Consider the following 25417-nt stretch of genomic DNA (forward strand, 5'->3'; position numbering starts at 1 on the left):
ATTCCGGGCCGAATCAGAGCCGCGATATCAGGTAGCGCAGCGACGATCGGCTCGGCATGAAGAAGTAGCCCCCGCCCTTCGTGGTGACGAATTGCGGGATTTCCCGGAGGATCGTGACCTTCTCCCACGACGGGATGGTGAAGTGCCCGTCTTGGTCGCGCGCACCAATCGTCGGATCCTTTTCGCCAACCAGGCCCTGAAAGGAAGTCGACGATACCCAGGTCTGCTGGATGAATTCGTACTGGCGCTCGATGTCGGCGTTCAGGCACATGAAGAGCAGCCCCTTTTCGGCCTTTCCACTCTCACTGTCCTGTTTCTCATAGGTGCGCCCGACGCGCAGGATGCGGTGGCGCTTGCCGATATTGATCTCCGTCTCGCGGTCCTCACCAAGCGAGTCGCGCGGGTTGGAACGGCGTATGTGGGCTCCGAGCGGGCAGCGATGCCCTTGCGGATCCTCGGCGCCGATGGCGAAATTGTTGTCAACTACGCGACCGGGATGATCGGGATTGCGCACCAGCGAACTGCCGTTCTGCCAGCGGCCGAGCATCTTGGCTGCAACCCACTCCGATGTCATGGACTGATTGCCGGTTTCGTGAGCAACCTTCGCCGCTGCCCTTTTGCAATAGTCGTTGAAAATGTCGACATGCTGCTCGAACTGGCGAACGACCAGGAACGAGCCGTTGCGGCCGAAATCCCGCGGGGGTGGAGGCAGGCCCGGAATCTGCCGACTACGACGCACCTGCGACAGGATTCCGCTCCGATCGCGCGAGGCGCTTACAGAGGGCGAGGCCGGATAGAAGCCGTGCTCGTCGCGGTAGCCGAACAGGAACTCGCCGGGTGCGACCAGATGCATGGGCGCGGCGCCCCTGCTGGCGCGCGTCGTGCCCCGCACGATCGGCTGCGAAATCCCATCAGCGAAGCCGAAGTGCTCATAAGCAGGCCCGCGCTGCGACTTGTCGTCAGGTTTTGCCGTATTCGACGATTTCGTGTTCGTGTTGGTCGGGTCCCGCTTTACGGCGAGCGGCAGTTCAGCGACGACCTTCATCCCCGCGCCGGTCGTCTTTCGTTTCACGATGGCAATCTCGGTCGCCAACTTTTCCGGTTTTTCCGCATAGCAGACGATGACCACGTCCACGGGCTTCTTCAACGACCCCCACTCCCATTCGTCGGGTGCTTCGCGGCTTCGGTCGTCCAGGATGCGCCCACGCTCGGGATTGCCCATGCCATGGCGAAAGGCAATCGGGAATGTTTTCAGCGGATCGTCGTCGTCGTCGGCGCCGGCGTCGAGCCCAAGCTGCCGCAGACCGCCGGGACCAAAGGCCACCGTCATGGCTCGCCCGGCGGGCCTGCCTTCGCCGAAACTCGTCTGTTCGATGACGAAATCGAGCCAGGCCCGGCGTTTGGACGCCGGCAATTTGTCCGGCACTCCGATCGCAATCATATGCGCATAGCCAAGCGGGCCGAACGGGCCGAAGAAGAGGGACTGGATCTCGCCGGTTTCCAGTTGCTGCTCGAGAGGCGCCGGAAAGGCTGAGCTGATGTTGGCCAGCAGCGAGGTGGTCTTTTGAACGGTGGTTCTTTCGCTCATCGGACGCGGTAGCGAACCGAACAGGCTCAGCCAGTCGCGCGCCTCGTTGCCGACGGCGGAAGCGATGCCGCGCCTGATCCGGGAATTCATGCGGATGCGCGTGGTGTTGAGATGGGGATAGGCGGAATACCAGAACAGGGTCGGCACCTGCTGGCGCCGCGCCCAGCGCTTGAAACGGTCGCCGTCGCGCGCGCCGTCGAGGAATAGCCAGCGTGTGCGAGGATAGCCCACGGTGTTGCTCCACACGCCGGTCAGCCCGGCGGATGCCTTGGCAATGAAGTCTTCGAGATAGCTCTCCCAGCTGCCGCCGTAGTTGGAGAAGAACATCAGTCTGTTGGAGCCCGGCAGCAGCACCCAGCGGGCGAAATGGATGGTGTTGATGGTGTTGAGAAAGCCTGGCTTGAACACCTTCTGCGCAGCTATCGAGATCAGGTAGAAGGAAAACCTGAGCGCTAGCGTCCGCAAGATACCGGCCTTCATCGTCGAGATCGCGGTCAGATGGTTCTGCGCCGCATGGTCCTCCTTGGCGAGTATCTCGTTCAAGGCAGATATTCCGATCGATGCGTTTTCCGGCCGATCCTTGTCCTCGATGCGCCGCAACGCCAGCAAGCACAAGAACAACAGCAGCGCCACCGCTGCCAACAGTCCAAGCGCCGACAACAGAAGCGAAGTGACTGCTATGGCTATGGCGGTGAAGGAGATTTCGTGGGAACTGATGTCAATGGATCTGCCGAACACCACACTGTAAGTCATGTACCAGCACGCAGCCCAGATGACCGCCACTGTCGCAAAAACCGGTGGCACCAGCAGGGTAGTCATGAGGGCACGGCCCCAATGACCCGGAGGCCTTTCCAGCTGGCTTTCGGCGGGCTCGAATGCCCAGCTGAACTTTCCGAGCGACCGGACATGCTGGCGGGCCTCGGCAAGCACCGCGGCGGCGTCACCATTGCCTGCACGTGGACGTTCGACGATGTCGCGTACCGCGTCGGCGAGGTCGGCTTCGGCCAGGATGCGTCGGACCGAATGTCCGGGCGTGCCCGAAAACACCAGACCGGCGGCGCTGCCGAATGATGGTGATATCGCGACGTTGTGCTTGCGCAGGAAGTCGTTCAGCGCGCTGCCTTCGGGCAGACCGCAGAAATCCTTGAAAATCGGCCGCAACTGGTGGCCAATGGCCTGCGCCAGGGCATCGATCACCTCATCGGCGCTGCCGTCGCCGGAGATTTCGAGAACGAGGGCGCCTTTCTCAAGGCCTGACGCCTCATCTGTCTCGCCGGTGCCGGCAACGGCCAGGCTGGTGAAATGAATGGTGCCGGCAATGTCGAGTTCCTCGCCGACTGCCTGCGTGGCCGGATTGCCTAATGTCGCGACCCTTTTGCGAATGGCATCCAGCGATGCGCCCCGTGTGATCGGACAGACTACCGTCACCATCGAATGATCGACCGTGCGGCACAGCGCCGGCCGGTCGAAATCGACCTTGAGGCTTTCCGGATAAGCGCCGAGGTTCGTCATCCACCCGGCCTTGCCGGGCGCCCGGCGCAGCCTGTCCTTTTGGAGCAGGGCGCGAATGCTTTCGCCGATCTGAATCCTGGCGATCTCGGCGCCGATGCACAAATGGATGCCGTGGCCGAACACCATGTAATCGCGAAGCGGACGCGAGGTGTCGAAGTCGTTCGGGTTTTGCACCGCTTCGGGATCGAACATAGCCGACAGCGTGGCCGGCATCACCACCGTTCCCGCCTTCACCAGGCGCTCGCGCGGCGTGCCCCTGGCGATGGTCGCGTCACGCGAGGTATAGCGCCAGGGACCGACCCAGATCGGCTTGAAGCGCATGGCTTCCATGATCGCCCGGTCAAGCTTGCCGGTATCGTCATCGGCTAGCGCCGCATCGACCGCCCGCCGCGCGTCCGGCCGGGACAGGATGACATCGAGGCAGTTGCTGCCGGCCAGCACGTTGGTCGGGACAAAGCCGGCGATCATGCCGAGCATGACCGAATGGAGATCGGGCTTCGACAGGCGGCCTTGATCGAGAAGGGCGACGAGCCTGGGCAGCGGCCGCTCGTCCTTTCCTCCCCTCTGCCTGATCGCGTCGATGGAGCGGTCGATGACCTTGATCAGCCGATCTCCCGCGACCACGGCAAGCTGGCGCGTGGTGGGGCTTGCCGTCGGATCGGAAAAGAACAGCGCGCTCAATGCGATCGCCCAGTCGGCGAATTCCGATTCGTCGTCGATCTCGAGACCAAAATAGTCGCGGCAGATGCGCACCGGAACGATCTTCATCAGCCCGGAGATGGCGTCAAAGCCGGGGTTGGCCCGGGTCATGATGTCCTTGGAATGATGTGCGGCGATCGGCCGGACCATGGCCTCGACCTCCGCCGGCGGGAAGGCGCTGAGCACCGACGATTTCATCTGCCGGTAGGCGGCGCCGTCCTGCATGCCGAGAATGAAGTTCGACCCCCGCGCCAGCTCCGCCATTTCGGGGCCATAGGGCGTCTCGAATTCGTCGCCGCGCTCAAGGATGTCGCGAACGTCGGCATTCCTGGTCACCAGCAGGAAATTGCCGAAAGCAAGGTTTGGCCAGAAGCGGCGCAGCAGCCCCAGCATCCAGCGGGGATCGCTGAACAGATAGCCGGCGATGCGAGATGCCAGGCCGTCCTTGGAACGGAGCCGCTCGAGATCAAAGGGCGGCATTTCCGACACCGGACGCTGGCTTTTCTGGGCGGCGAGAATGGCGGTGAAATACTTGATCTTGATCATGCGCGTTCAAGCCCCCCGGCTGTCCACGTCATTGCGATACCGGCTAACCCCATGGCCTAGGTTTGCTTCGGCTCTGCGTATGTTAAGTTCTTCACAGTCACCCTTGTTCTACCACTTGTCAGCGGCCAAATCATTTGCCCGACCTGGCCGCGTCGAAATTGCCGATAAGGAATTCGTTCGCCGCCTTGTCGACGAAAGGTATCCAGCGCACCCGCTGGTCGGAGAAATCCGGGTGCCTTGTCGTGAAAATGGCCAGCTCCCGTCGGGCTTCTTCCGTGCGGCCGCTGCGCGCCAAGGCACCGATCTTGAGGAACCTGGCGTAGAAGTAGCCAGGCGACAGGTTGAGCGAGCGATCCGCGATGGCGATGGCGGCCTGCCAGTCCTCGACGAAACTGTAGGCGACCGCCAGTTCCCCTAGATTGTGGAACCTGTAGAGATCGAAGGGGCTCAATCGCTCGGCGCCGAGAAAGAACGGTATCGCGCCGGCGGCATCGCCGAGCAGCAGGCGGGCGCTGCCCATCGCCGAGCTTGCGAAGGCAAAGCTCGGATTGATATGGATCGCCTCCTCCAGATGCTCGACCGCGGCCCGCGGCTCTCCCCTCATGATGTCGATCGCGCCGAGATGGGCGTGCGGGCGTGCGTCCAGGCTGTCCATGAGCAAGGCCTTGCGAGCATATTGCTCGACCTTTTCCAGATCGTCACTGTCGCCGAAACGCAGCCACGCCCGCCAGAAATACCACCATGCGAGCTCATTCAGCACGGCGCTCGAATTGGGGTCTTCCCGATAGGCCTTTTCGAAGAAATCCAGCGCGATTTCGGTGTCGCCGCGGGTGCGCCGGTTCATGTGCCAGCGGCCACGCCGCACCAATTGCCAGGTCTCCAGGCTTTCCCAGGGCACCTGGAAGGTTCGCGCCTGCTCGGCCCGGTCGACCTCCTTGTCGAGAATGGAGACGATCTCGCTGCCGATCTGGTCGCGCAGGTTGAAGATGTCGACGAGGTCGCGATCAAAGCGCTGCGACCACACCAGCCGCCCGTTCGAGGTGTCGGCAAGCGACGTGTTGAGCCGGATTTGCCCGCCATTGCGCGTCAGCGTGCCGCTGACGATGTAGCGCGCGCCGAGCGCGTTGCCGATCACCCGCGTCCCCAGGCTGTCGTCACGGAACTGGAAGCTGGAACTCTTGGCGATCACCGAAAGCCATCTGGTGTTGGACAGGCCGTAGATTATGTCCTCGGCAATGCCGTCTGCCATGTAGCCGACATCGTGCTCGCCGCCGTCGCCGGCAAACGGCAACACAGCGATCGCCGGCGGGCCCTTGGGGGCGAGTTTCTGCTGGCCAAGGGGCGAGGATATGGCGACCAGTTGGGCCATGGGCGCGGAGCCGTTGCCGCCCCGGCCGGCGATCAGGACGCGCACCGGCAGCGCGATGTTCTTCAGCATGAATTCGCCAAGGTCGGTGAATTCGGCCGTTGTCTTGTCCTTCACGTGGTGCCAGGTGGTCTCGGAGATGGCGAGCCCGTCATGCGGAGCGAGTTCCTGCAGCCTGGCGGCGATGTTGACGTCGTCGCCATAAAGGCGGCCTTCGCGCACGATGACGTCGCCGGTGTTGATGCCGGCACGAAAGGGCATGCGCATGTCTTGCGCTGCCGATGCATTGAGCGTCACGATCCGGCCCTGGAAATCGAAGGCCGCACGCAAGGCTTCGATCGGACTGCCGAATTCGGCCATGACGCTGTCGCCGGCATCGCCGAAGGTGCGGCCACCAAACGCCCCACAGCTATCGGCGATGATGTCGCGCCGTTCCTCGAAGGCGGCGACGGCCAACTCGTCGTCGATACCCATCAGCCGTGAAAATCCAACGGCATCGATGGAAATGATTGTCGCCAGCTGACGGGTGTAGTTCCGTTCAGCCATAATGGAGCCCCCCGGTCCCTTCTGGTCCTGTCCAACACAGGCGATTGCCCGCTCTTGGGCGCTTCGCCGCGTTGCTGAATGAAGATTCAGACAGGCCGGCGCGCAGATACCGACCTGTCATGGCAGGAAGTCTAGCAGGGTCACGGCAAAAGCTCCACCATGATCAGCTAATGTATCGCAGAGCGCGGCTCCGCCATGGTTAGCTGCTGGCTATCTGAGATCTCGGATAGGGCATTTGTCCTTACGCATTGAAATTCAATGGCATTCGTAGATTGCAGCTGCAGCGATTGGGAACGGTTTTTGATGATCTCGGATCGCAATTGCAAACAATGGTGGTGCAACGATCCGATCCTACCTTTGGCGCACCGGAACAAACCGGCCTGGAAGCGAGTTTCCAACCCACATCACGCCAACATGAAATGAGGGCACTCATGCGCATCGTTGTTCTGGCGACCAGCCTGGCGGTTCTTCTCGTGAGTGGATCGGCTTTCGCGGCCGACGAAAAACCACTGCCCCCGCCCAATGCCAAGAAGCTGTCGGAGATCATCGCCAAGGTCGAACAGCGCAACGACTTCCACTATGTGAAGGAGGTGGACTGGGATAGCGGCGTCTATACCATCACCTACTATACGAGCGACAAGGCGAAAGTCGAAATCTCCTACGATCCCGTGACCGGCGAGACGAAATAGGATCGCCAACGCGCTGCAGACCTATGGCACGGCGCCCTATGCTCTTGCGCCGGCACATCTTTGATGGCTGACTGCGGCTCTATAATTGCGGGCACGGGGGTGCATGGCAGTGGTAAAGCACGTATCGAAGCGCGTCCTGATGATGCTCGCCGGCTATCTGGTGGCGGTTCTGGTGGGGCTGTTCGCGGTGGTGGCGATCTACGCCATGGTGAGTTCGCTGCCCAACGCGCCAGAATATTTCAGCGTCGTGGGCGTTAGCCCGATCGCGGCACTGCTGGTGCCGCCGCTCGGCATGTTCATCTATTTCCTGACGATCATATTGACCGGGATGCAGACGCTTGTCTTTGCCCTGATCGCCGAGTTCTTCTCGCTGCGCAATGCCCTGCTGCACATGATGTTCGGCGCCATCGCGGCGGTCGCGGGATTCGCCCTGATCTGGCCGGGCGCATCGGAAAATCCGGAGCGCTGGGCCGATATGGGTATCATCGGCGCGGCAGGTGTCGTGGCCGGCCTGGTCTATTGGCTGATTGCCGGCCGCGACGCCGGTTTCCAGCGGCCGCTCTTCGAGCGAGCCTAAGTCGCGTCGCGCACCCTCCGGCCGGGCTTTGGGGCTTCAGCTCGCCGGCGAGCGGACCGCTTCGGTGGCGTCGAGCGCCTGCATCAGCCTTGTGTCGCGGTCGTAGATGTCGCCGAAATATTCGACATTGCCGGACATGTCGGGCCAGGCGGTGAAATAGGCGACATAGACCGGGATGGTCCGCGTCACATTCTCGGTCGAATGCCCGTGCTTCAGCTTCTCGACGACATAGTCGACCGAGGTGCCGAGCACCGCCGCCGCCATGCCGCGCGGATCCTGCAGCCGGATGCAGCCGTGGCTGAGCGCGCGCATGTCGCGCTCGAAGAAGGACTTCTGCGGCGTATCATGCATGTAGATGGCGTGCTTGTTCGGGAACAGTATCTTCAGCTCGCCCAGCGCGTTGGCCTCGCTTGGCAGCTGGCGCACGCTGTACGGGATGTTGGCGCCGTAGCCACCCCAATTGACCGCCGATGACGGGACGCGCTTGCCACGCGAATCGGTGACTTCGTAGCCGGCGCGGTCGAGATAGCCCGGATCGTTGCGCAGCCTCGGCAGCATCTCGTTGACGATGATCGACTGCGGCACGCCCCAATAGGGATGGAAATCGACCTGCTTGATCTCCTTGTAGAAGAAGGCGGTCTGGTTGGTCGTCCGGCCGATGACCACGCGGGTCTTCAGCTTCACCTCGCCATTGTCGATATAGCTTGCGGTGAAGGCCGGCTGGTTGATGAACACGCGTGGACTGCCGAGGTCGGAAGGCAACCAGCGCAGTTCCTCGAGTGCTACCTCCACCTTCCCGATCTTGTCGGCCTTGGACGTGCCGGCCAGCGAGGCGACCGTACGCGGGCCGATGACGCCGTCGCCTTTCATGCCGGCCCGCTTCTGCACCGCCTTGATGACCGGCACCAGCTCGGGGTCATAGATCTCGCTCTTGCCGAGTCTCGCCAGCACCTCGCCATAGTCGCCGCCCATCTCGTCGTCGAGATTGCGAGCGATCAGCGTCAGCAGCTTGGGCAGTTCGGGACTGGTCTCGCCGGGTTTCAGCAAGAGCTTGGGATCGACGACGATCTCGTTCTCCTCGCTGGCCTGGAGCGCTTCCAGTTCGACGCGCAGTGCCTGGTATTCAGGGTTCTGCGGATGCCGCGATTCGAGATAGGTGCGGACTTCCTGCGTATGCGCCAGCGTTTTCAGCACGCCTTCCATGTCGAGCGGCTTTGGTGGAAAATCATAGTAACCGGTCATGCGGTTGGGGTCGACGCGACCGCTCTGGGCGTCATGGGCGTAGCGCAGCACGCGTGCCGACAGCGACATCTCGAAGCGGACGAGTTCTTTCAGGCGCTCGTCGGGGGTAGCTGACGACATGGCGGTGGCCGGAACGTCGACCGTATAGTCGGCCGGCGTCAGGCCGTAGCTCGCGGCCTCGCCAAGCACCCGCACCGCATCCTGCGCGCGGCTGTTGGGAGCGGTTCCGCTGACCCAGATGAAATCCGGATTGGCCGAGTAATAGGCGATCAGCGCCTTGGCGACATCCGGTTCGGCATAAAGCTCATAGTCGCCGAGACCGGCAATCGCCTCAGTGAAAGCATTGCCGGTGACGGACGGCACGAAAGCGGCATCCTGCGGTGCCGCGGGCTGCGGTTTCGGCATCAGCGCGGCGAAGTCGACACGCACCAGCCGGTCGGCCTTGTAGGTATAATAGGACGGGCTGCTGATCCTGGTGCCGCCACCGCCACCGGTACCGGGGTTTGGCTGCGGCTTGTATTTGGGTGGCGGCGGGAACTCGCCTTGCGGGTTATGTCGAACACCGCCGCCGAAAAGCATGTCAAACAGACCCTGCGCGCTGGCCTGCGGTACGGCGATGACCAGCGTGGCCGCGACCGCAAGCGGCAATACGGCGGCTCTGTTTCCGAAGATATTCATGGATCACCCGCTCCGGTTGCAACCGGTTCCCGTTCCGCGCCGCTAGACGATCTTGCCAACCGCATGGCGGATGTAAGGCGCGACTATACCGATTCATACCGATTTCGTTAAGCTTCCATAAATTTCGAAGGGTCTGTTGCAGAACGGTTTCACAAGTTTGTGACGGTCTGAGCGAATTCGTTTCTGCTCCGGCCGGTTGAAACCGGGTTGCGTCAGGCGTTGGCGCCGCCGTCGATGGTCAGCGCGGCGCCGGTGACGAATCGGCCTCGGGCCCGCCAGCCAGGCGACCATGCCGGCGATCTCCTCGGCCTTGCCGAATCGGGGAGTCGCCATCTTCCGCCGCAGGGCTCGGTATGCGGACTGTGGCCGGGGCAATGGCGGCATGGAAGGCAATGGCCGGCTCCGACCCTGCGTGACAAACGCCGGTCATTGTGCTGGAGATCCGTCGGCCGAAAACGAGCGGTCGGGAAGGATGTGCGGGTGAAAAAAGGATATCGCGAGCTGCTCGACGAGGCCAATGCCGCGATCGAGGTGATGTCGCCGGAGGAAGCGGCAGGGCTGCTCGACGATGAGGGCACTGTCTTCGTCGACCTGCGCGATCCGCGCGAGGTGGAGCGCGACGGCAGGATCCCGGGTGCGAAACATGTCACGCGCGGCATGCTGGAATTCTGGATCGATCCGGAAAGCCCTTACCATAAGCCGTTCTTTGCGTCGGGCAGAAACTTTGTCTTCTTCTGCGCCGGCGGCTGGCGCTCGGCGCTGGCCACCAAGACAGCGCAGGACATGGGACTTGCGCCGGTCAAACACATCTTGGGCGGCTACACCGCCTGGAAGGCGGCCGGGCTGCCGGTCGAGCCCGGGCTGAGGAAGAAATAGAATTTAGTGCAGAGCTACCGGCTCGCGCTCGCCGGCAACGAAGCCGACGGCGTGCTCGACCACGCCCTTGTCGGCGAGGATGCGACGGTGGCCAAGGCCCTCGGCCCAGTGCAGCCTGACATGATCGCCGGCGCCGGCATAGCGCCTGGCATGATCGGCGGAAACCTCGCGGTCGTCGGGTGCATGGATGACCAGCGTCGGCACCGGCGCCTGGGCAAGCTGACGATCACCGGTGAATTCGCGCAACGGCCGGCCGGATAGTTTTTCGACCCGGTCGGCCATGGCAACCTGCGAACGCGGGCCGACATTGAGCATGCGGCTGAAGTCGTCGAAGATCGCCGGCAGCGAGCTCGGCGCTGCGATCAGCACCAGCCGATCGGCCGCCACCGGCTGGATGCCTTTGACGGAACCGGCGACGGCGTTGGCAGCGACGGCACCGCCGAAGGAATGGCCGACGATTACCGCGAACGGCCCGAACCATTCGCCTACCACCCTTGCAGCGTCGACCGCGTTGACCATGTTCAGGCGGCGGCCTTGCGATTGGCCGTGGCCCGGCAGGTCGAGCGAGACGACCCTGTAGCCGGCGCCGCGATAGCCTTCGATCAGCGCGCGCATATATTCCGTGCGTGAGCGCCAGCCGTGGATGACAAGCACGGTGCCTTGGGCCGCCCTGCCCGGCTCGGGCCGGAATTCATGCGCCATGACGCACCCCGTCCTGGTCTTCAGCCGGTGATGGCGCGCCTCGGTCATGAAGGCTGCCGCACGGTCGACGGCGCGGCGCTCGCCGTCGCTGAGGGCTTTGACGTTGGGCGTGCGGCAGAACAATTCGAACGCGGCGCGGCCGCTCAGACGCGGCGCCACATGCTCGGCGGCGCCGAACACACCTCGGATGACCTTCAATCCAAATGATGCCATAGTGGCGATCCATCCATTCGTTCAAGCGTGAACATAATAGTTCAAACATGAACATTAAGCAAGACCTGCCCTGGGACAACCCGCGCTTTCGCAACTGGGTCGCGGTGGCGCGCGCCTGCCATGTGCTGGAGCGCACGCTGGCGGTGAAGCTGGCGCCGCTGGATCTCAAGCCTGCGCAGCTCGACGTGCTGATGAACCTCTATCGCCATCCAGGCATGTCGCAGCACGATCTTGCCCGCAAGCTCCTGGTCGGCCGTTCCAACATCACCATGCTGTTGCCGCAGCTCGAAACGCGCGGCCTGCTGCGCCGCGAAGGCGACGAGAAGGACAAGCGGGTGCTGCGGCTGACGCTGACCAATGACGGCGAGGCCCTGCTGATGCAGGCGCTGAAGATCCATATGGCGCTGATCGAGAAGGCGATGAGCCAGTCGACGCCGGAGCAGTGCGACCTGATCGGCGAGCAGATGCGCAAGATTTACGAAGTGCTGAAGGACGCGTGACGCGTGTCGGTATTCAGGTGAGGCCGGCCTGCAAACGGCGGTTTCCTGCGCTTCCGGTGCTCACGTACTTCAAGTACGCTCCGCTTCGGTTCTCGTAACCCACCGCTTTCGCCTCGGCCTGAACCTGAATCCCAACACACGTCAGGGGAGTTCACCACATCGTCTTCTTCGCCCGCTCCGGCCATTCCTTGTCATAGGCTTCGCCGTCGATGTTCTTGCGGCTGGTGATTTCGAGGATCTGGCCAGGCGTCGGCAGCGATTTCGGGTCGACATGCCTTGCCGGGTTCCACAGTTCGGAGCGGACGGTGGCGCGGGCGCATTGGAAATAGACCGAATCGATATCGATTACGGTGACCGAGCGAGCCGGCTTTCCGTCGACGCTGAACGAAGCGCAGAGCGCGGCATCGGTGGTGATGTGGGCGCGGCCGTTGACACGCAGCGTCGTGCCGGAGCCCGGCACCAGGAACAGCAGGCCGACGCGCGGATCGCGGATGATGTTCTTCAGCGAGTCGGCACGGTTGTTGCCACGCCGGTCCGGCATCATCAGCGTCTTCGGATCATGGATGCGCACGAAGCCGGCGAGATCGCCGCGCGGCGAGCAGTCCAGCCCCTCCGGCCCGCTGGTCGCCAGGGAGACGAAAGGCGAGGCCTCGATAAAAGCCGCGTATTCGGGGATGACGTGGTCGAGTTCCTTGACCACCGACGCCTCGCCGGGCAGGCCATAGAGGGCTTCGAGCTGTTCGACCGTGGTGATGACGGACATGTTTTTCGTCTCCGAACCTTTGCCGGCGCTACTCCAGATCGATGACGCCATGACGACAGCGGCATGAAACTAGCGGTCGCGGCTGAGCCCCTTTTCCGCCAGCTCGGCGAGATAGGCGTTCCAGCGCTCGTCCTTCTCATGACCGAGCGTATGCAGATAGTTCCAGGTGAAGATGCCGGTGTCGTGGAAATCGTCGAAGGTGATGCGCACGGCATAATTGCCGACCGGCTCGATCTTGAGGATGGCGACGTTGCGCTTGCCGGGAACGGTCACCCGCTGGTCCGGCGAATGGCCCTGCACTTCGGCCGAGGGCGAGGCTACGCGCAGCAATTCCGCCGGCAGTTCGAACGGCCGGTGATCCGGAAAGGTGACGGTGAGCAGCTTGCGGTCCTTCGAGACCCGGAGTTCCTTCGGCGCCGTCATGCTGATCATTCCTGCGTTGCGTCCCCCCTTCCCTACGCTGCTTCGCCACACGCGAAAAGGCCGTTGCAGGCCAGCCGACACGCAATGTCGGTGAGGGAATGTTACCAAAGATCAAGACCGGCTATCTTGAATGCTGGAGCGGATCGTATCACATAGCCGTATATAACGACGCCGCTCACGGCCACGGAAGCGCTTGAACATGGACATGATCGACCCATTCGGTCGCACGATCAGCTATTTGCGCGTGTCGGTCACCGACCGCTGCGATTTCCGCTGCACCTATTGCATGGCCGAGGACATGACCTTCCTGCCCAAGAAGGATTTGTTGTCGCTGGAAGAACTCGATCGGCTCTGCACCGTCTTCATCGAAAAGGGTGTACGGAAGCTGCGGCTGACCGGCGGCGAGCCGCTGGTGCGCAAGAACATCATGCATCTGGTGCGCCAGCTTTCGCGCCACCTCGACAGCGGCGCGCTGGAAGAACTGACGCTGACCACCAACGGTTCGCAGCTGTCGCGCTTCGCCCAGGAGCTCGCCGATTGCGGGGTCAGGCGCATCAACGTCTCGCTGGACACGCTCGATGCCGACAAGTTCCACCAGATTACTCGCTGGGGCCATCTCGGCAAGGTCATGGAAGGCATCGACGCCGCGCAGGCCGCCGGCTTGAAGGTCAAACTCAACGCGGTGGCGCTGAAGGATTTCAACGACGCCGAGCTGCCCGACATGATGCGCTGGGCGCATGGCCGCGGCATGGACCTGACGGTCATCGAAACCATGCCGATGGGCGAAATCGACGCCGATCGCACCGACCAGTACCTGCCGTTGTCGCTGCTGCGCGCCTCGCTCGAGCGGCAGTTCACGCTGAGCGACATCCCCTACAAAACCGGCGGCCCGGCGCGCTATGTCAATGTCGCCGAGACCGGCGGCAGGCTCGGCTTCATCACGCCGATGACGCATAATTTCTGCGAGAGCTGCAATCGCGTCCGGCTGACCTGCACCGGTACGCTCTATATGTGCCTCGGGCAGGAGGATGCCGCCGACCTGCGCGCGCCGCTGCGCGCATCCGAAGGCAACGAACTGGTCAGCGCGGCAATCGACGAGGCGATCGGCCGCAAGCCGAAGGGCCATGATTTCATCATCGACCGCCGCACCAGCCGCCCCTCGGTCTCGCGTCATATGAGCGTCACCGGCGGCTGATTTTTTCTCGGGATTGGTGCAAGATCGCCTCCGGCAACAGGCCGCGGGAGGCACCGTGAGGCACTTTCAGCTCATCTCGATCGCCTTGGCGTCGTTTGTGACAACCGCAGCGATCGCGGCTCCATTCACCTATACCAATGCGCGCTTCGGCACCGTCTGCACCTTTCCCGACGAGATTTTCACCTTGCCCCAGCCCGAGCCGGAGAATGGCGACGGGCAGCAATGGCTCAGCGCCGACGGCGCCAGCCTGATCTGTTCGGGCATCCTCAATATCGATGACGACACGCCGAAGAGCTTTGTCGCCGCTGAGAAAGCGAGCAAGGAGCCGAGCTACAAGATTACCTACAGCAAGAGTGGCAAGGACTGGGCGGTGCTGTCGGGCATCAAGGGCGAGGCCATTTTCTACGAGCGCCGTCTGTTTGGAAAAGACGGCGTCATCCGCACCGTCTGGATCGATTATCCGCCAGCCCTGAAGTCTAAATACGATCCGCTGGTGGGCGCTATTGCGGGCAGCCTCAAGGGGCCGTGAGCATTTTGCGCCACACCACGAAATAATCCTTATCCGCCAAGTTGCATCGGATTTACCGACTCGATGTTCCGGCCTAAGCCTTCGCCCGGAGTGGTTCTTCACTCACAGGGGGAATACAACATGCGCAAACTTATTCTTTCTCTTGCATTGCTCGGCCTCGCGGCGGCGCCGGCAACGGCGCAGTCGATCGGCGGCAAGTACACGGTGGCCGGCACCAATTTCGACGGCTCGGCCTATGGTGGCGAGGCAACCATCACTTTGACCAGCGAGACGACCTGCACCATCCATTGGGAAACCGGCGGCTCATCCTCGGACGGCATCTGCATGCGCAACGACAATGCCTTTTCCGCCGGCTACGCGATGGGCAAGGAAATCGGCCTTGTCGTCTACAAGGTTGAGAAGGATGGCTCTCTGCACGGCCTGTGGACGATCGCCGGCAAGGACGGCAACGGCACCGAAGTGCTGACGCCCAAGAAGTAAGGCTCCACCGATCCTCTGCGGAATGGGCCACAATGGAAAGCCGTGGCCCATTCCTTTGACGTTGCTGTTTTGCGGCGGGCTGATACAGGCTGACGCAAAGCACACCGGTGACCGCCCTTGCCTCTTTCGCCAAATCTTCGCGGCGCGCTGTTCATGGTCGTGGCCATGGTCGGCTTCACCCTCAATGATGCGATCACGAAATTCTCCTCGGAATCGATGAACATGGCGCAGGTCATGCTGATCCGGGGCGCCTTCGCTTCTCTGTTCGTCGGCCTGCTTGCCTGGCAGCGTGGCGCGCTGGCCCGGCCTGCCTCGATGCTGCAGCCGATGGTGGCTCTGCGCGTCACCGGCGAGGCCGGCGCCACGGTGTCGTTCCTCCTTGCGCTTGCCCACCTGCCGATCGCCAATGTCTCGGCCGTGCTGCAGGCACTGCCGCTGGCGGTGACGATGGGGGCAGCACTTGTGTTCAACGAGGGCGTCGGCTGGCGGCGCTGGCTGGCGATTACCGTCGGTTTTGCCGGCGTGCTGATCATCGTGCGGCCGGGCTTCGAAGGGTTCAGCGTCTATTCGCTGCTGGCGCTGGCGAGCGTTGCCTGCTGCGCGGTGCGCGACCTTGCTACCAAGCGCGTCCCGCAGGCAATCCCGACCTTGCTTGTCTCGACCGCCACGGCGTTGGCCATGACGGTGCTGGGCGCGGCACTGCTTTCGCCGATGGGCGGCTGGACGCCGATGAGCGGCGAAGCCACGGCGCTGCTGGCGTTGGCGGCGGTGCTGGTGCTCATCGGCTACCAGTTCATCATCATGGCGATGCGCTCGGGCGACATCGCCTTCATCGCGCCGTTTCGCTACACCGCCCTGCTCTGGGCGATCCTGCTCGGCCTGGTCGTCTTCGGCGACATCCCAGACCTGCCGATGATCGCCGGCGCGTCGATTATCGTCGGCTCCGGGCTCTATGCGCTCTACCGCGAACGGGTCGTCGGCAAGCGGCAAACCGCCGCCGAAAGCGCTGGACCTGACATGGCGCCGGACGGCATATAGATCGTCCCGAGACCCCGCGATTTTACGGGCTGAAGAGAAGACGGCGGACCATGGACCGGGACATTGCAGGGATCATTCTGGCCGGCGGCCAATCGCGGCGCATGGGCGGCGGCGACAAGACGCTGCTTGTGCTGGGTGGTCGCAGGCTGCTCGACCATGTCGTCGCCCGCCTTGCTCCGCAGGTCGGACCGATGGCGCTGAGCGCCAATGGTGATCCGATGCGCTTTGCCAGGTTCGGGCTGCCGGTGCTTGCCGATACGGTGGAAGGTTACGCGGGACCGCTTGCCGGGATCCTGACCGGTCTGGAATGGGCGTCCATGGCTTGCAGCGGGGTGGTCACCGCCGCCGGCGATACGCCGTTCCTTCCCGAGGACCTGGTCGAACGGCTTGCTGCGACAGCAGCCGAACAGCCCGGGGCCATCGCCGTTGCCAGTTCGGACGGCAAGCGGCATCCGACATTCGCGCTCTGGCCGCTTGGCCTGCATGACGCCTTACGCCGGTTCCTGGTCGATGAGGACAATCGACGGGTTTCCGCCTTCATCGAACGGCATGGCTTTGTCGAGGTCGAGTTTCCGATGTGGAGTTCCGGCGAGCACGAGATCGATCCGTTCTTCAACATCAACACGCCCGATGACCTTGCGGCGGCCGAGCGTCTGTTGCGGAGCATCAAACCATGAGACGCGTCTTCGGCATCACCGGCTGGAAGAATTCCGGCAAGACCACCCTGACCGAAAAGCTGGTCGCCGAGCTGGTGCGGCGAGGCTGGAGCGTGTCGACGGTGAAGCACGCCCATCATGATTTCGACATCGACAAGGAGGGTGCCGACTCCTTTCGCCACCGCCAGGCTGGAGCGATGGAGGTTGCGATCGTGTCCGGCCGACGCTGGGCGCTGATGCACGAATTGCGCGGCGAGGACGAGCCGACGCTGGACGCCATCCTGTCGCGGCTGGCGCCGTCCGATATCGTGCTGGTCGAAGGGTACAAGCGCGAGGCGCACAAGAAGATCGAAACGCGGCGGCTTGAGGCGAAGGACCGCACGCCGCTCGCAGCCAGCGATCCCAACATCGTCGCCATCGCCGCCGACTTCGCGGCCGATGGAGAAGGTCTGCCGGCGTTCGATCTCGACGACGTGAAGTCGATAGCCGACTTCGTTGAAGGCGTCTCAGGCCTGAAGCGCTGAGCGAGCCGGCGAAACATCTTTCACCGCGGCCAAACGTGTTTCCAGGTTCTAACCTTGCGTCATCTTTGGCCGGGAATGCAAATCCCCGAGGCCACTGTTTTGCAGTTGCTTTTTTCGGAGAAAGAGTGGGAGTATCGCCGCCAGCGGGCGGTCAAAAACGCGCCGCCCTCAGAGCCGCATGGAACAGCGGCCGGGACAATATGAGAGGATCATCATGCGTATTGCATTGCGTATCGCGCTCGCCGCATCGGCTGCGCTGCTGACTTTGGGCGTCGCCCAGGCTCAGGAAAAAACCCTGAAGATCGGCACGGAGGGCGCCTATCCGCCATTCAACAACCTGACTTCCGACGGGCAGCTCGTCGGCTTCGACATCGACATCGCCAAGGCTCTCTGCGATGAGATGAAGGTGAAGTGCACCTTCGTCGCCCAGGATTGGGACGGCATCATTCCGGCGCTGCAGGCGGGCAAGTTCGACGCCATCGTCGCGTCGATGTCGATCACGCCGGAGCGCGCCGAAAAGGTCGACTTCACCCACAAATACTACAACACGCCACCGGCGATCGTCGCGCCCAAGGACAGCGACATCAAGGGCGTGACCAAGGAAGACCTGGCCGGCAAGACGATCGGCGTGCAGGCTTCGACCACGCATTTCAACTATTCGACCAAGATCTACACCGACAGCACGGTCAAGCCCTATCCGACCGCGCAGGAATACCAGCTCGATCTCGCCAATGGCCGCCTCGATGCCGCCAATGACGACATTGTCGTGCTGCAGCAGTGGCTGGACTCGCCTGACGGCGCCTGCTGCAAGCTGATCGGTGCGATCAAGCCGGTTGTTGAAATCCACGGTCCGGGCGCCGGCATTGCGGTACGCAAGGGCGAGACCGACCTGGTCAACCAGTTCAACGCAGCGATCGACGCCATTCGCGCAAATGGAAAATACAAGGAAATCAACGACAAGTATTTCAAATTCGACGTCTACGGCGGCGATTCCTGATCGCGGCCTTCTGATCGAGAGAACGGCGGGATAGTCCCGCCGTTCTCATAAGGATGCCGCGCACCAGGGCGCAGCGGCGTGACTCTCCAAAGGCATTTGGGAGAACAGGCGAGCGGATGCTGAGCGTTTGGACGCTTCTCAGTTGGGGACCCGATGGCTGGCTCGACGACATCGTCTCTGGTGCCGCAGTCACGGTTCTTCTGGCGCTGGCAACCCTTCCAATCGGTCTGACGATCGGCTTTTTCATAGCGCTGGGCAAACAGTCCGAGGAGCCTTCGCTGCGCATCGCGGCCAACATCTACACGACGATCTTCCGTGGATTGCCCGAACTGGTGACGCTGTTTCTGTTTTTTTTCGGCGGCCCGCTGATCCTGCAATATCTCATCAGATTGGTAAGGCCCGAAGCGACCATCGACGTCAACGCCTTCGTTGCCGGCATGATCGTGCTAGCCATTATCTTTTCGGCCTATGCCAGCGAGGTATTCCTTTCGGCTTTCCGGGCCATCCCCAAGGGCCAATATGAAGGCGGCTACGCTGTCGGCCTTTCCTATGCGCAAACGATGCGCAAGGTGATCTTGCCGCAGTTGGTCCGCATCGCGTTTCCAGGCCTGGAGAATTGCTGGCTGAGCCTGCTCAAGGACACCTCGCTGGTGTCGGTGGTCGGCCTGGCTGAGACACTGCGTCAAGCCGGCGTGGCAGCACGCGTCACCAAACACACTTTCCTGTTCTTCAGCGTGGCCGCGGTGGTGTTTCTTATCCTGGCGGTCGTTTCATCCTTGGCAACCGGCGCCATACAGCGCTCGCTTAGCCGGCGGGAGGCACGGCGATGAGCGTTGCGGCCGACGCCAAGACCGCTGTAGAACGGCCTCCCCCGCGTGCACGTGGTTGGCCGCGTTCACGCATCATCGGCTATGTGCTGATAGGCATCTGGATTGCCGCCGGCGGCGGCATCGTCGCCTATCTGGCTTGGGCCTGGAACGGCGAACTCTTTGCCAAATATGGTCCGAGCTACGTAGAAGGCCTCGGCGTCACGCTTTCGCTCGTCGGCATTTCGATTGTGCTGGGCGCCATCCTGTCGCTTCCGGTCGCCTATGCGCGCATGTCGAAGAACCGGATCCTGTCCGGTCTTGCCTATTGCTATGTCTATTTCTTCCGCGGAACGCCGCTGCTCGTCCAGACTTTCCTGGTCTATTACGGTGTCGGCTCGTTCAGGCCGCAACTCGAGATGGTTGGGCTGTGGGGCTTTTTCCGTGAGGCGTTCAACTGTGGTGTCTTTGCCTTTGCCCTGAATACGGCTGCCTATCAGGCCGAAATCCTGCGCGGCGCCATCGAAAGCGTGCCGAAAGGCCAGTGGGAGGGTGCTGCTTCGCTCGGCCTGCATAAATTGCAGACGTTGTGGAAGATCATCCTGCCGCAAGCGCTGGTCGTCGCGCTGCGGCCCTATGGCAACGAGCTTATCCTGATGATCAAGGCGTCCGCGATCGTCGCCATCATCACCGTGTACGATCTCATGGGCATGGCAAAGCTTACCTACTCCCGCACCTTCGATATCCAGGCCTATATCTGGGTCGCCGTCGTGTATCTGGTGATTGTCGAGATATTGCGTCATGGCATCGAATGGATCGAACGCCGGATCACCATCCACCTCAAGCGCTGACGCGTTTCCGGATTTAGGCCCAAGGCACCACCTGCGTCGGCATCTTGACGAATCCGCCGCAAGGCCTAGACGTTCCACGGCAAATTCTCGTTTCCGCTGGAAGGTAGGCCTATGGCATCGGTGGCATTTCTCGGTCTTGGCGTCATGGGTTATCCGATGGCCGGGCACCTCAGGAACAAGGGCGGCCACGACGTCACCGTCTACAACCGCACCACGGCGAAGGCCGAGCAATGGGTCGGCCAGCATGGCGGTCGTTTTGCCGCGACGCCGACCGAAGCGGCCGAGGGCAAGGATTTCGTCTTCTCCTGCGTCGGCAATGACGACGATTTGCGTTCGGTGACGATTGGTGCCAATGGCGCCTTCAAGGCGATGAAGAAAGGCGCGGTCTATATCGACAACACCACCGCATCGGCCGAGGTCGCGCGCGAACTGGCCGAGAAGGCGAGCGCACTTGGCTTCTCTTTCCTCGACGCGCCGGTCTCCGGCGGCCAAGCCGGCGCCGAGAACGGCGTGCTGACCGTCATGGTCGGCGGCGAGCAGGCAGCCTTCGACAAGGCCAAGCCCGTCATCGATGCCTTCGCCCGCATGGTCGGGCTGATGGGGCCGGCAGGTGCCGGCCAGCTCACCAAGATGATCAACCAGATCACCATTGCCGGGCTGGTGCAGGGCTTGGCCGAGGGTATCCATTTCGGCAAGAAGGCCGGGCTCGACATCGAGAAGGTCATCGAGGTGATCTCCAAGGGCGCCGCCGGCTCGTGGCAGATGGAGAACCGGCACAAGACCATGAATGCCGGCAAATATGATTTCGGCTTCGCCGTGGACTGGATGCGCAAGGATCTCGGCATCTGCCTCACCGAGGCCGATCGAAATGGCGCCAAGCTGCCGGTGACGGCGCTTGTCGACCAGTTCTACAAGGATGTGCAGGCGATGGGCGGCCGGCGCTGGGATACGTCCTCGCTGCTGGCGCGCCTGGAGAAGTAGGATAGCGCGGTGGCCGAGCTTTCGCCCCAATCCAGTGCCGACGAAATCGTCGCGTATCTGCGCTCGATCGGGTCGGAGGAAAATCGCCGTGGCATGCTGCGCTACGGCATCAAGATCGAACGTGCGCTCGGCATTCCGCACGGCGTGCAGCGGCAGATTGCCAGGAAAATCAAGCGCAACCATGAACGCGCCTTCGAACTATGGCAGACCGGTATCATGGAGGCGCAGTTCATCGCTTCCGTCACGGCCGACCCGAAGCGGTTTTCAGCTGCGGATGCGAGGCAATGGGCGGCGTCTTTCGATTCGTGGGATATCGTCGACGGCGTCTCCGATCTCTTTGTCGACACGGAGTCCTGGAGGGATCTGATCGACGAGTTCGCGGCCGACGAACGGGAGTTCGTTCGACGAACGGCCTTTGCCATGATGGCCTGGTCGGTCGTCCACCGGAAGCAAGAGCCAGCAGCGACGTTCCTCGGCTTCCTGCCGGTCATCGAAGCGCATGCCACCGACGGCCGCAACTTCGTGAAGAAGGCTGTGAACTGGGCGCTTCGTTCGATCGGCAAGCGATCGATGGAGATGCACGGCGCTGCCTTTGCCGTCGCTGAACGGCTGGCGCAGTCAACCGACAAAACGGCGCGCTGGATCGGCAAGGACGCAGTGAGGGAACTGAGTAATGCCAAGACGCTCGAGCGGATCGCTGCCAGGAAAGGCTGAAGTCAAGCCTGATCTCGCCAAACTGCGGTTCATCGAGGTGACGAAGGAAACGCGCGCGGATTTCGAGAACCTGTTCGAAGCGCCGGGCGGACCGAAATATTGCTGGTGCACGGCCTGGCGCCATGTGCGCAGCCGCGAGCATGTCCAGAACGATGAGATGAAGCGGGCGATGATGGCGCTCATCGAGGCGGCACGCCGGTCGGCATTCTCGCCGAACTCGAAGGCAAGTCCGTCGGCTGGTGCTCGGTCGCGCCGCGCCAGACCTATCGCAAGCTCTCGCAACAGCAGGACGACAGCGAGGCCGGTGTCTGGTCGATCGTCTGCTTCTACGTGCCGAGGGCGCTGCGCGGCGACGGTTTTGCCTCGGCATTGCTCGACGCGGCCATCGATCACGCCTTGACCAAAGGTGCGGACACGATCGAGGCCTACCCGGTCGACGAGGCATCGCCGACCTACCGATTCATGGGCTTTCGCGACATGTTCGTCGCCCGCGGCTTCCACGAGACCGGCATGGCCGGCTCTCGCAGACATGTGATGCGGCTGGAGCGTTGACGCTACCGACGACGGCGGCTTTACTTGATGTCAAAGGGAAGCAACCAATGCGCATTTGCCTAAGATCGACCGTGGCTCTGGCAATCGTGCTGCTCCTGCCCATTGCGTCGGCAAACGCGTCCCCTGAAACCGCGCACATATTCTGGAAGGACCTGCGTCCGGCGACGCAAGCGATCGCCGAAGACGCCGGCCTGCCGATGATCGCGGCAAAATTGCCCGACCACGGCGAGACGTTGTCCATCAATCTGCAGGACAAGACTATTCAGTTAGCCGGCTATGCACTTCCGGTCGATCGCGAGGGTGACCTCGTCTACCAGTTCCTGCTGGTGCCGTGGACCGGCGCCTGCAGCCACATGCCGACGCCACCGCCCAACCAGATCGTGCTGGTGACGCCGGCACATCCCTACAAGATGGCCGAGGCCTACCAGCCGGTTTCCGTCACCGGCACGCTGCAACCGGGGTTGGAGAAGAGCCAACTGTTCATCCTCGACGGCGTCAGTGTCATCCAGTCGGATTACACCGTGCACAAGGCCGAGGTGGCAAGTGTCGACAGCGTGCCGGACACGATCACGCTGCCTGTGAATTCGCCCTGGAGTTTCCTCAACAAAAAGAAGAACTAACTCATTGAGCCTCAGGCGGCGTTGGCGCCCGATTCCTTGTCCAGCACCATATAGTCGAGCGGGATTTCGGTTGTGTACTTGATCTGCTCCATGGCGAAAGAAGACGACACGTCGCGGATCTCGATCTTGGCGATCAGCCGCTTGTAGAAGGCGTCGTAGGCGGCGATGTCGGGCACGACGACGCGCAGCAGATAGTCGACGTCGCCGCTCATGCGGTAGAACTCGACCACTTCCGGAAATTCCTGGATGACCTCGGAGAAGCGCCGCAGCCACTCGTGGCTGTGCGAATTGGTGCGGATCGACACGAAGACGGTGACGCGCACATTGACCTTCTCGTGGTCGAGGATGGCGACGCGCCGCTTGATGACGCCCTCTTCCTCGAGCTTCTGGATGCGCCGCCAGCACGGCGTCGTCGACAGCCCGACTTTCTTGGCGACATCGGCGACCGCGAGCGTCGCGTCCTCCTGCAGGAGGCGAAGGATTTTTCTGTCAAGGCGGTCCATTGGATGCTCCCAGAGGAATAGTTTGGCTATATTCCCTTTTATCCGAGGCTTTCACAAGAACAAAATTCTCCCAACCGCCGCAAAAGCGAGTGATTTCTTGCAGGATGGCTAAACAAGGCGATAGCGGATTTCCGACCTCAGGAACGGCAGCAAATCCATTTCGAACCATGGATTCTGCTTCAGCCAGCCAGAGTTGCGCCAGGACGGATGCGGCAGCGGCAGCACTTTTGGGCCGGCCGGCGCCTCCCATATGGCGCGCCAGTCCTTCACCGTTTCGGTCAGCGAGGAACGGCGCGTGGCGCCCATGTGCCAGGATTGCGCGTAGATGCCGATCGTCAGCACGAGATCGATGCGCGGCATCAGCGCCATCAGCGGCGCGCGCCATGCCGGCGCGCATTCGCGGCGCGGCGGCAGGTCCGCGCCCTTGGCGTCCTGGCCGGGAAAGCAGAAGCCCATCGGCACGATGGCGAATTTTTCCGTGTCGTAGAACTCCTCGCTGGTGACGCCGAGCCAACTGCGCAGCCGGTCGCCGGAGGCGTCGGTGAAGGGCATGCCTGTGATGTGAACCTTGGTGCCCGGTGCCTGGCTGGCAAGCAGGATGCGGGCGCTCGACGACGGCCGCAGCACCGGGCGCGGCTCGTGCGGCAGCGGCCGGCCGAGCGGGTGCTCGACGCAGATGCGGCAGGCGCGGACCTTGGCCGTGAAGCGTTCCAGGTCTTCGCTCACCAGATCCATGACAGAACCTACGCAGCAGCACTTGGCCGGCTGGAGATCGCCTGATGCCAGCGCAGCACGTTGGAGCACTCTTCCGGCACCTTGATGCGTGCCGGCTTCATGAAGTCGATGGCGATCAGGCCGGTGATGTCGGCGATCGAGTAAGCGTCGCCGGCGGCGAATTCCCGTTGTGCCAGTTCGCCGTCGAGCAGCTTCAGGAATTCGAGCGCTTTCGGTTTGTTGGCCTCGCCCCATTCCGGGATTTGCGGGATCTCCCATTCCTTCATCGCCGGGTGGATGTGGCGAAAGGCCTGCGCTACGCAACTGAGCAGATTGAACTCCATGCGCCGTTGCCACATCTCGACCCTGGCCTTGCCGAGCGCGCCGCGCCCGAACAGAGCGGGCTCGGGATGCAGCTCCTCGAAATAGCGGCAGATGGCGACGGATTCGGTGATGATGGTGCCGTCGTCGAGTTCGAGCACAGGCAGGCGCCGCAGCGGGTTGCGTGAGCTGACCGGCTCTTGTTTGTGCCCAAGCGCGCCCATATCGACGGGCACCAAGGGAACCTCGATCTCTTTCTCGGCGAGGAAAACGCGGACCCGCCGCGGATTGGGCGCGCGGCCGCCGTCGAACAGTTTCATCCCATCCCTCCCGATTTGTTCTGACAGACTATAGGGTTCATGCAGCTGTTCGCCATCACCGGAAGCGGAAAAACTCACGCATGGCGTCGCCGATCGAGGCGAGGGTGCCGTGCTTGCTTTCGACCAGATCGTGGCCGTGGGTGTGGCGCCAGTCCTGCGGTTCGTCGAAGCTGCCGGCCCAGATGCCGGACTTGCCGGCGCGGGCGCCGGCCTCCTCGGTCTCGAAATCGCCAAAGGCGACCGCCCAACCGGCCTCGACCTGGGCGCGGTTGAGATCCGTGCTGCCGGCCTTGCAGTCGCCAAGCAGCCGGCCGTAGCGATCGCGCTGCCAGCCACTGCAGGAGACGGGCCGGCCGCCGATCAGCCGCACCAGCGACTGGCGCGCGAGCTTGCCGCAAGGGTAGTCGGCGCCATCCTTGCGGCAGACCTGCTGGTATTCCGGGGCGTCGATGCCGCGCATGCGGATGCGCTCGCTGCCGAGCGTGATCGAATCGCCATCGTTGACGATGGCGGCACCTTCGGCCTTGCGGGTCTCGAACCGGTCGAGGCGCGCCGCAAGCAGGATCAGCAAGCCAAGGAGGATGACCGTCAGTCCGTAGTCCAGCAGCCTGCGCCACAGGCTTCGCGGCGGCGGCGGAGCATAGCGCCGACGCGGCCTCGGCGACCACGAACGGCTCATATGGCAAACAGTCTCTT

27 protein-coding genes are annotated in these 25417 nt (G+C 62.6%); 17 read left to right on the forward strand and 10 right to left on the reverse strand.

From position 1 onward, the window contains the following. Positions 1–13 precede the first annotated feature (13 nt). Together ACFX5Q_RS07650 and ACFX5Q_RS07655 are read right to left on the reverse strand one after the other, a co-directional pair. Complete coding sequence (locus tag ACFX5Q_RS07650; protein WP_404276684.1) at positions 14–4345, reverse strand: cytochrome P450; 4332 nt, start codon at positions 4343–4345, stop codon at positions 14–16. 130 nt (positions 4346–4475) lie between these two features. Then, positions 4476–6257, reverse strand: coding sequence for an adenylate/guanylate cyclase domain-containing protein (locus ACFX5Q_RS07655; RefSeq protein WP_404276685.1), 1782 nt, complete (start codon positions 6255–6257; stop codon positions 4476–4478). Positions 6258–6688: 431 nt separating this feature from the next. Between ACFX5Q_RS07655 and ACFX5Q_RS07660 the strand changes: the two genes are divergently transcribed. Both ACFX5Q_RS07660 and ACFX5Q_RS07665 read left to right on the forward strand, forming a co-directional pair. Continuing rightward, on the forward strand, positions 6689–6946 hold the full coding sequence (locus ACFX5Q_RS07660; protein WP_192181213.1) for a PepSY domain-containing protein: 258 nt from the start codon (positions 6689–6691) through the stop codon (positions 6944–6946). A 103-nt stretch (positions 6947–7049) separates the two neighbouring features. Then, positions 7050–7523: a hypothetical protein gene (locus ACFX5Q_RS07665; protein WP_404276687.1), complete on the forward strand. Its 474-nt coding sequence runs from the start codon at positions 7050–7052 to the stop codon at positions 7521–7523. A 36-nt stretch (positions 7524–7559) separates the two neighbouring features. Here the strand turns inward: ACFX5Q_RS07665 and ACFX5Q_RS07670 are convergent, their stop codons facing one another. Continuing rightward, complete coding sequence (locus ACFX5Q_RS07670) at positions 7560–9443, reverse strand: murein L,D-transpeptidase (RefSeq protein ID WP_404276689.1); 1884 nt, start codon at positions 9441–9443, stop codon at positions 7560–7562. A 480-nt stretch (positions 9444–9923) separates the two neighbouring features. Between ACFX5Q_RS07670 and ACFX5Q_RS07675 the strand changes: the two genes are divergently transcribed. Next, a complete protein-coding gene (locus ACFX5Q_RS07675) occupies positions 9924–10319 on the forward strand; it encodes a rhodanese-like domain-containing protein (RefSeq protein ID WP_404276691.1) in 396 nt (131 codons plus the stop codon). A 3-nt stretch (positions 10320–10322) separates the two neighbouring features. On the opposite strand, the gene ACFX5Q_RS07680 is transcribed toward ACFX5Q_RS07675, so the two are convergent. Continuing rightward, complete coding sequence (locus ACFX5Q_RS07680; RefSeq protein ID WP_404276692.1) at positions 10323–11234, reverse strand: alpha/beta hydrolase; 912 nt, start codon at positions 11232–11234, stop codon at positions 10323–10325. Positions 11235–11281: 47 nt separating this feature from the next. On the opposite strand from ACFX5Q_RS07680, the gene ACFX5Q_RS07685 reads away from it, so the two are divergent. Beyond that, complete coding sequence (locus tag ACFX5Q_RS07685; RefSeq protein WP_404276694.1) at positions 11282–11734, forward strand: MarR family winged helix-turn-helix transcriptional regulator; 453 nt, start codon at positions 11282–11284, stop codon at positions 11732–11734. A gap of 151 nt (positions 11735–11885) precedes the next feature. Here ACFX5Q_RS07685 and ACFX5Q_RS07690 read toward each other — a convergent pair whose 3' ends face one another. Together ACFX5Q_RS07690 and ACFX5Q_RS07695 are read right to left on the reverse strand one after the other, a co-directional pair. Then, positions 11886–12497, reverse strand: coding sequence for a pyridoxamine 5'-phosphate oxidase family protein (locus ACFX5Q_RS07690; RefSeq protein ID WP_404276696.1), 612 nt, complete (start codon positions 12495–12497; stop codon positions 11886–11888). A gap of 69 nt (positions 12498–12566) precedes the next feature. Further along, on the reverse strand, positions 12567–12920 hold the full coding sequence (locus tag ACFX5Q_RS07695) for a gamma-butyrobetaine hydroxylase-like domain-containing protein (protein ID WP_404276698.1): 354 nt from the start codon (positions 12918–12920) through the stop codon (positions 12567–12569). Positions 12921–13119: 199 nt separating this feature from the next. Here ACFX5Q_RS07695 and moaA point away from each other — a divergent pair, with 199 nt between their 5' ends. The 13 genes from moaA to ACFX5Q_RS07760 all read left to right on the forward strand — a co-directional run bounded on the left by moaA (position 13120) and on the right by ACFX5Q_RS07760 (position 22863). Next, complete coding sequence (gene moaA / locus ACFX5Q_RS07700) at positions 13120–14115, forward strand: GTP 3',8-cyclase MoaA (protein WP_404276700.1); 996 nt, start codon at positions 13120–13122, stop codon at positions 14113–14115. 55 nt (positions 14116–14170) lie between these two features. Continuing rightward, the gene (locus tag ACFX5Q_RS07705; protein WP_404276702.1) at positions 14171–14644 is read left to right on the forward strand and encodes a hypothetical protein; all 474 of its coding nucleotides are present in this window, start codon (positions 14171–14173) and stop codon (positions 14642–14644) included. A 120-nt stretch (positions 14645–14764) separates the two neighbouring features. Then, complete coding sequence (locus ACFX5Q_RS07710) at positions 14765–15124, forward strand: hypothetical protein (protein WP_404276704.1); 360 nt, start codon at positions 14765–14767, stop codon at positions 15122–15124. Between the two features lie 117 nt (positions 15125–15241). Next, positions 15242–16162 (forward strand): DMT family transporter, encoded by a 921-nt coding sequence (locus ACFX5Q_RS07715; protein ID WP_404276706.1) that lies wholly within the window; start codon positions 15242–15244, stop codon positions 16160–16162. Between the two features lie 50 nt (positions 16163–16212). Then, positions 16213–16839 carry a molybdenum cofactor guanylyltransferase MobA gene (gene mobA / locus ACFX5Q_RS07720; protein WP_404276708.1) on the forward strand — a complete coding sequence of 209 codons (627 nt, stop codon included), beginning with the start codon at positions 16213–16215 and terminating at the stop codon, positions 16837–16839. Continuing rightward, positions 16836–17342, forward strand: coding sequence for a molybdopterin-guanine dinucleotide biosynthesis protein B (gene mobB, locus ACFX5Q_RS07725; protein ID WP_404276710.1), 507 nt, complete (start codon positions 16836–16838; stop codon positions 17340–17342). The genes mobA and mobB overlap by 4 nt, the downstream gene beginning before the upstream one ends. 214 nt (positions 17343–17556) lie before the next feature. Next, positions 17557–18339, forward strand: coding sequence for an ABC transporter substrate-binding protein (locus tag ACFX5Q_RS07730; RefSeq protein ID WP_404276712.1), 783 nt, complete (start codon positions 17557–17559; stop codon positions 18337–18339). Positions 18340–18455: 116 nt separating this feature from the next. Then, a complete protein-coding gene (locus ACFX5Q_RS07735) occupies positions 18456–19169 on the forward strand; it encodes an ABC transporter permease (protein WP_120016227.1) in 714 nt (237 codons plus the stop codon). Then, complete coding sequence (locus ACFX5Q_RS07740) at positions 19166–19996, forward strand: ABC transporter permease (RefSeq protein ID WP_404276715.1); 831 nt, start codon at positions 19166–19168, stop codon at positions 19994–19996. The genes ACFX5Q_RS07735 and ACFX5Q_RS07740 overlap by 4 nt, the downstream gene beginning before the upstream one ends. A gap of 111 nt (positions 19997–20107) precedes the next feature. Continuing rightward, positions 20108–20977, forward strand: coding sequence for an NAD(P)-dependent oxidoreductase (locus tag ACFX5Q_RS07745; protein ID WP_404276717.1), 870 nt, complete (start codon positions 20108–20110; stop codon positions 20975–20977). A gap of 9 nt (positions 20978–20986) precedes the next feature. After that, positions 20987–21691 carry a DNA alkylation repair protein gene (locus ACFX5Q_RS07750; RefSeq protein WP_404276719.1) on the forward strand — a complete coding sequence of 235 codons (705 nt, stop codon included), beginning with the start codon at positions 20987–20989 and terminating at the stop codon, positions 21689–21691. 204 nt (positions 21692–21895) lie between these two features. Then, on the forward strand, positions 21896–22243 hold the full coding sequence (locus ACFX5Q_RS07755) for a GNAT family N-acetyltransferase (protein WP_404277124.1): 348 nt from the start codon (positions 21896–21898) through the stop codon (positions 22241–22243). A 47-nt stretch (positions 22244–22290) separates the two neighbouring features. Next, positions 22291–22863, forward strand: a complete 573-nt coding sequence (locus ACFX5Q_RS07760) for a DUF3299 domain-containing protein (protein ID WP_404276721.1) — start codon at positions 22291–22293, stop codon at positions 22861–22863. Between the two features lie 11 nt (positions 22864–22874). On the opposite strand, the gene ACFX5Q_RS07765 is transcribed toward ACFX5Q_RS07760, so the two are convergent. From ACFX5Q_RS07765 to ACFX5Q_RS07780, 4 genes are all read right to left on the reverse strand, one after another. After that, positions 22875–23366, reverse strand: a complete 492-nt coding sequence (locus tag ACFX5Q_RS07765; protein ID WP_006205209.1) for an Lrp/AsnC family transcriptional regulator — start codon at positions 23364–23366, stop codon at positions 22875–22877. Positions 23367–23474: 108 nt separating this feature from the next. Beyond that, complete coding sequence (locus ACFX5Q_RS07770; protein WP_404276730.1) at positions 23475–24101, reverse strand: uracil-DNA glycosylase family protein; 627 nt, start codon at positions 24099–24101, stop codon at positions 23475–23477. 8 nt (positions 24102–24109) lie between these two features. Further along, on the reverse strand, positions 24110–24721 hold the full coding sequence (locus ACFX5Q_RS07775; RefSeq protein WP_404276732.1) for a glutathione S-transferase: 612 nt from the start codon (positions 24719–24721) through the stop codon (positions 24110–24112). Positions 24722–24776: 55 nt separating this feature from the next. Next, complete coding sequence (locus tag ACFX5Q_RS07780; RefSeq protein ID WP_404276734.1) at positions 24777–25400, reverse strand: thermonuclease family protein; 624 nt, start codon at positions 25398–25400, stop codon at positions 24777–24779. Positions 25401–25417: the final 17 nt, after the last annotated feature.

Origin of the sequence: Mesorhizobium sp. IMUNJ 23033 (assembly GCF_044778005.1) — a bacterium.
In the GTDB taxonomy this organism is placed as follows: domain Bacteria; phylum Pseudomonadota; class Alphaproteobacteria; order Rhizobiales; family Rhizobiaceae; genus Mesorhizobium; species Mesorhizobium amorphae_A.

Excerpts from the sequence above, each read along its gene's own strand:
- ACFX5Q_RS07650 (WP_404276684.1), bottom strand. The coding sequence starts at position 4,345 with ATGATCAAGATCAAGTATTTCACCGCCATTCTCGCCGCCCAGAAAAGC.
- ACFX5Q_RS07685 (WP_404276694.1), top strand. The coding sequence starts at position 11,282 with ATGAACATTAAGCAAGACCTGCCCTGGGACAACCCGCGCTTTCGCAAC.
- ACFX5Q_RS07660 (WP_192181213.1), top strand. The coding sequence starts at position 6,689 with ATGCGCATCGTTGTTCTGGCGACCAGCCTGGCGGTTCTTCTCGTGAGT.
- ACFX5Q_RS07695 (WP_404276698.1), bottom strand. The coding sequence starts at position 12,920 with ATGACGGCGCCGAAGGAACTCCGGGTCTCGAAGGACCGCAAGCTGCTC.
- ACFX5Q_RS07775 (WP_404276732.1), bottom strand. The coding sequence starts at position 24,721 with ATGAAACTGTTCGACGGCGGCCGCGCGCCCAATCCGCGGCGGGTCCGC.
- moaA (WP_404276700.1), top strand. The coding sequence starts at position 13,120 with ATGGACATGATCGACCCATTCGGTCGCACGATCAGCTATTTGCGCGTG.
- ACFX5Q_RS07665 (WP_404276687.1), top strand. The coding sequence starts at position 7,050 with ATGGCAGTGGTAAAGCACGTATCGAAGCGCGTCCTGATGATGCTCGCC.
- ACFX5Q_RS07690 (WP_404276696.1), bottom strand. The coding sequence starts at position 12,497 with ATGTCCGTCATCACCACGGTCGAACAGCTCGAAGCCCTCTATGGCCTG.
- mobA (WP_404276708.1), top strand. The coding sequence starts at position 16,213 with ATGGACCGGGACATTGCAGGGATCATTCTGGCCGGCGGCCAATCGCGG.
- ACFX5Q_RS07680 (WP_404276692.1), bottom strand. The coding sequence starts at position 11,234 with ATGGCATCATTTGGATTGAAGGTCATCCGAGGTGTGTTCGGCGCCGCC.
- ACFX5Q_RS07745 (WP_404276717.1), top strand. The coding sequence starts at position 20,108 with ATGGCATCGGTGGCATTTCTCGGTCTTGGCGTCATGGGTTATCCGATG.
- ACFX5Q_RS07770 (WP_404276730.1), bottom strand. The coding sequence starts at position 24,101 with ATGGATCTGGTGAGCGAAGACCTGGAACGCTTCACGGCCAAGGTCCGC.
- ACFX5Q_RS07730 (WP_404276712.1), top strand. The coding sequence starts at position 17,557 with ATGCGTATTGCATTGCGTATCGCGCTCGCCGCATCGGCTGCGCTGCTG.
- mobB (WP_404276710.1), top strand. The coding sequence starts at position 16,836 with ATGAGACGCGTCTTCGGCATCACCGGCTGGAAGAATTCCGGCAAGACC.
- ACFX5Q_RS07760 (WP_404276721.1), top strand. The coding sequence starts at position 22,291 with ATGCGCATTTGCCTAAGATCGACCGTGGCTCTGGCAATCGTGCTGCTC.
- ACFX5Q_RS07780 (WP_404276734.1), bottom strand. The coding sequence starts at position 25,400 with ATGAGCCGTTCGTGGTCGCCGAGGCCGCGTCGGCGCTATGCTCCGCCG.
- ACFX5Q_RS07740 (WP_404276715.1), top strand. The coding sequence starts at position 19,166 with ATGAGCGTTGCGGCCGACGCCAAGACCGCTGTAGAACGGCCTCCCCCG.
- ACFX5Q_RS07670 (WP_404276689.1), bottom strand. The coding sequence starts at position 9,443 with ATGAATATCTTCGGAAACAGAGCCGCCGTATTGCCGCTTGCGGTCGCG.
- ACFX5Q_RS07765 (WP_006205209.1), bottom strand. The coding sequence starts at position 23,366 with ATGGACCGCCTTGACAGAAAAATCCTTCGCCTCCTGCAGGAGGACGCG.
- ACFX5Q_RS07735 (WP_120016227.1), top strand. The coding sequence starts at position 18,456 with ATGCTGAGCGTTTGGACGCTTCTCAGTTGGGGACCCGATGGCTGGCTC.
- ACFX5Q_RS07655 (WP_404276685.1), bottom strand. The coding sequence starts at position 6,257 with ATGGCTGAACGGAACTACACCCGTCAGCTGGCGACAATCATTTCCATC.
- ACFX5Q_RS07710 (WP_404276704.1), top strand. The coding sequence starts at position 14,765 with ATGCGCAAACTTATTCTTTCTCTTGCATTGCTCGGCCTCGCGGCGGCG.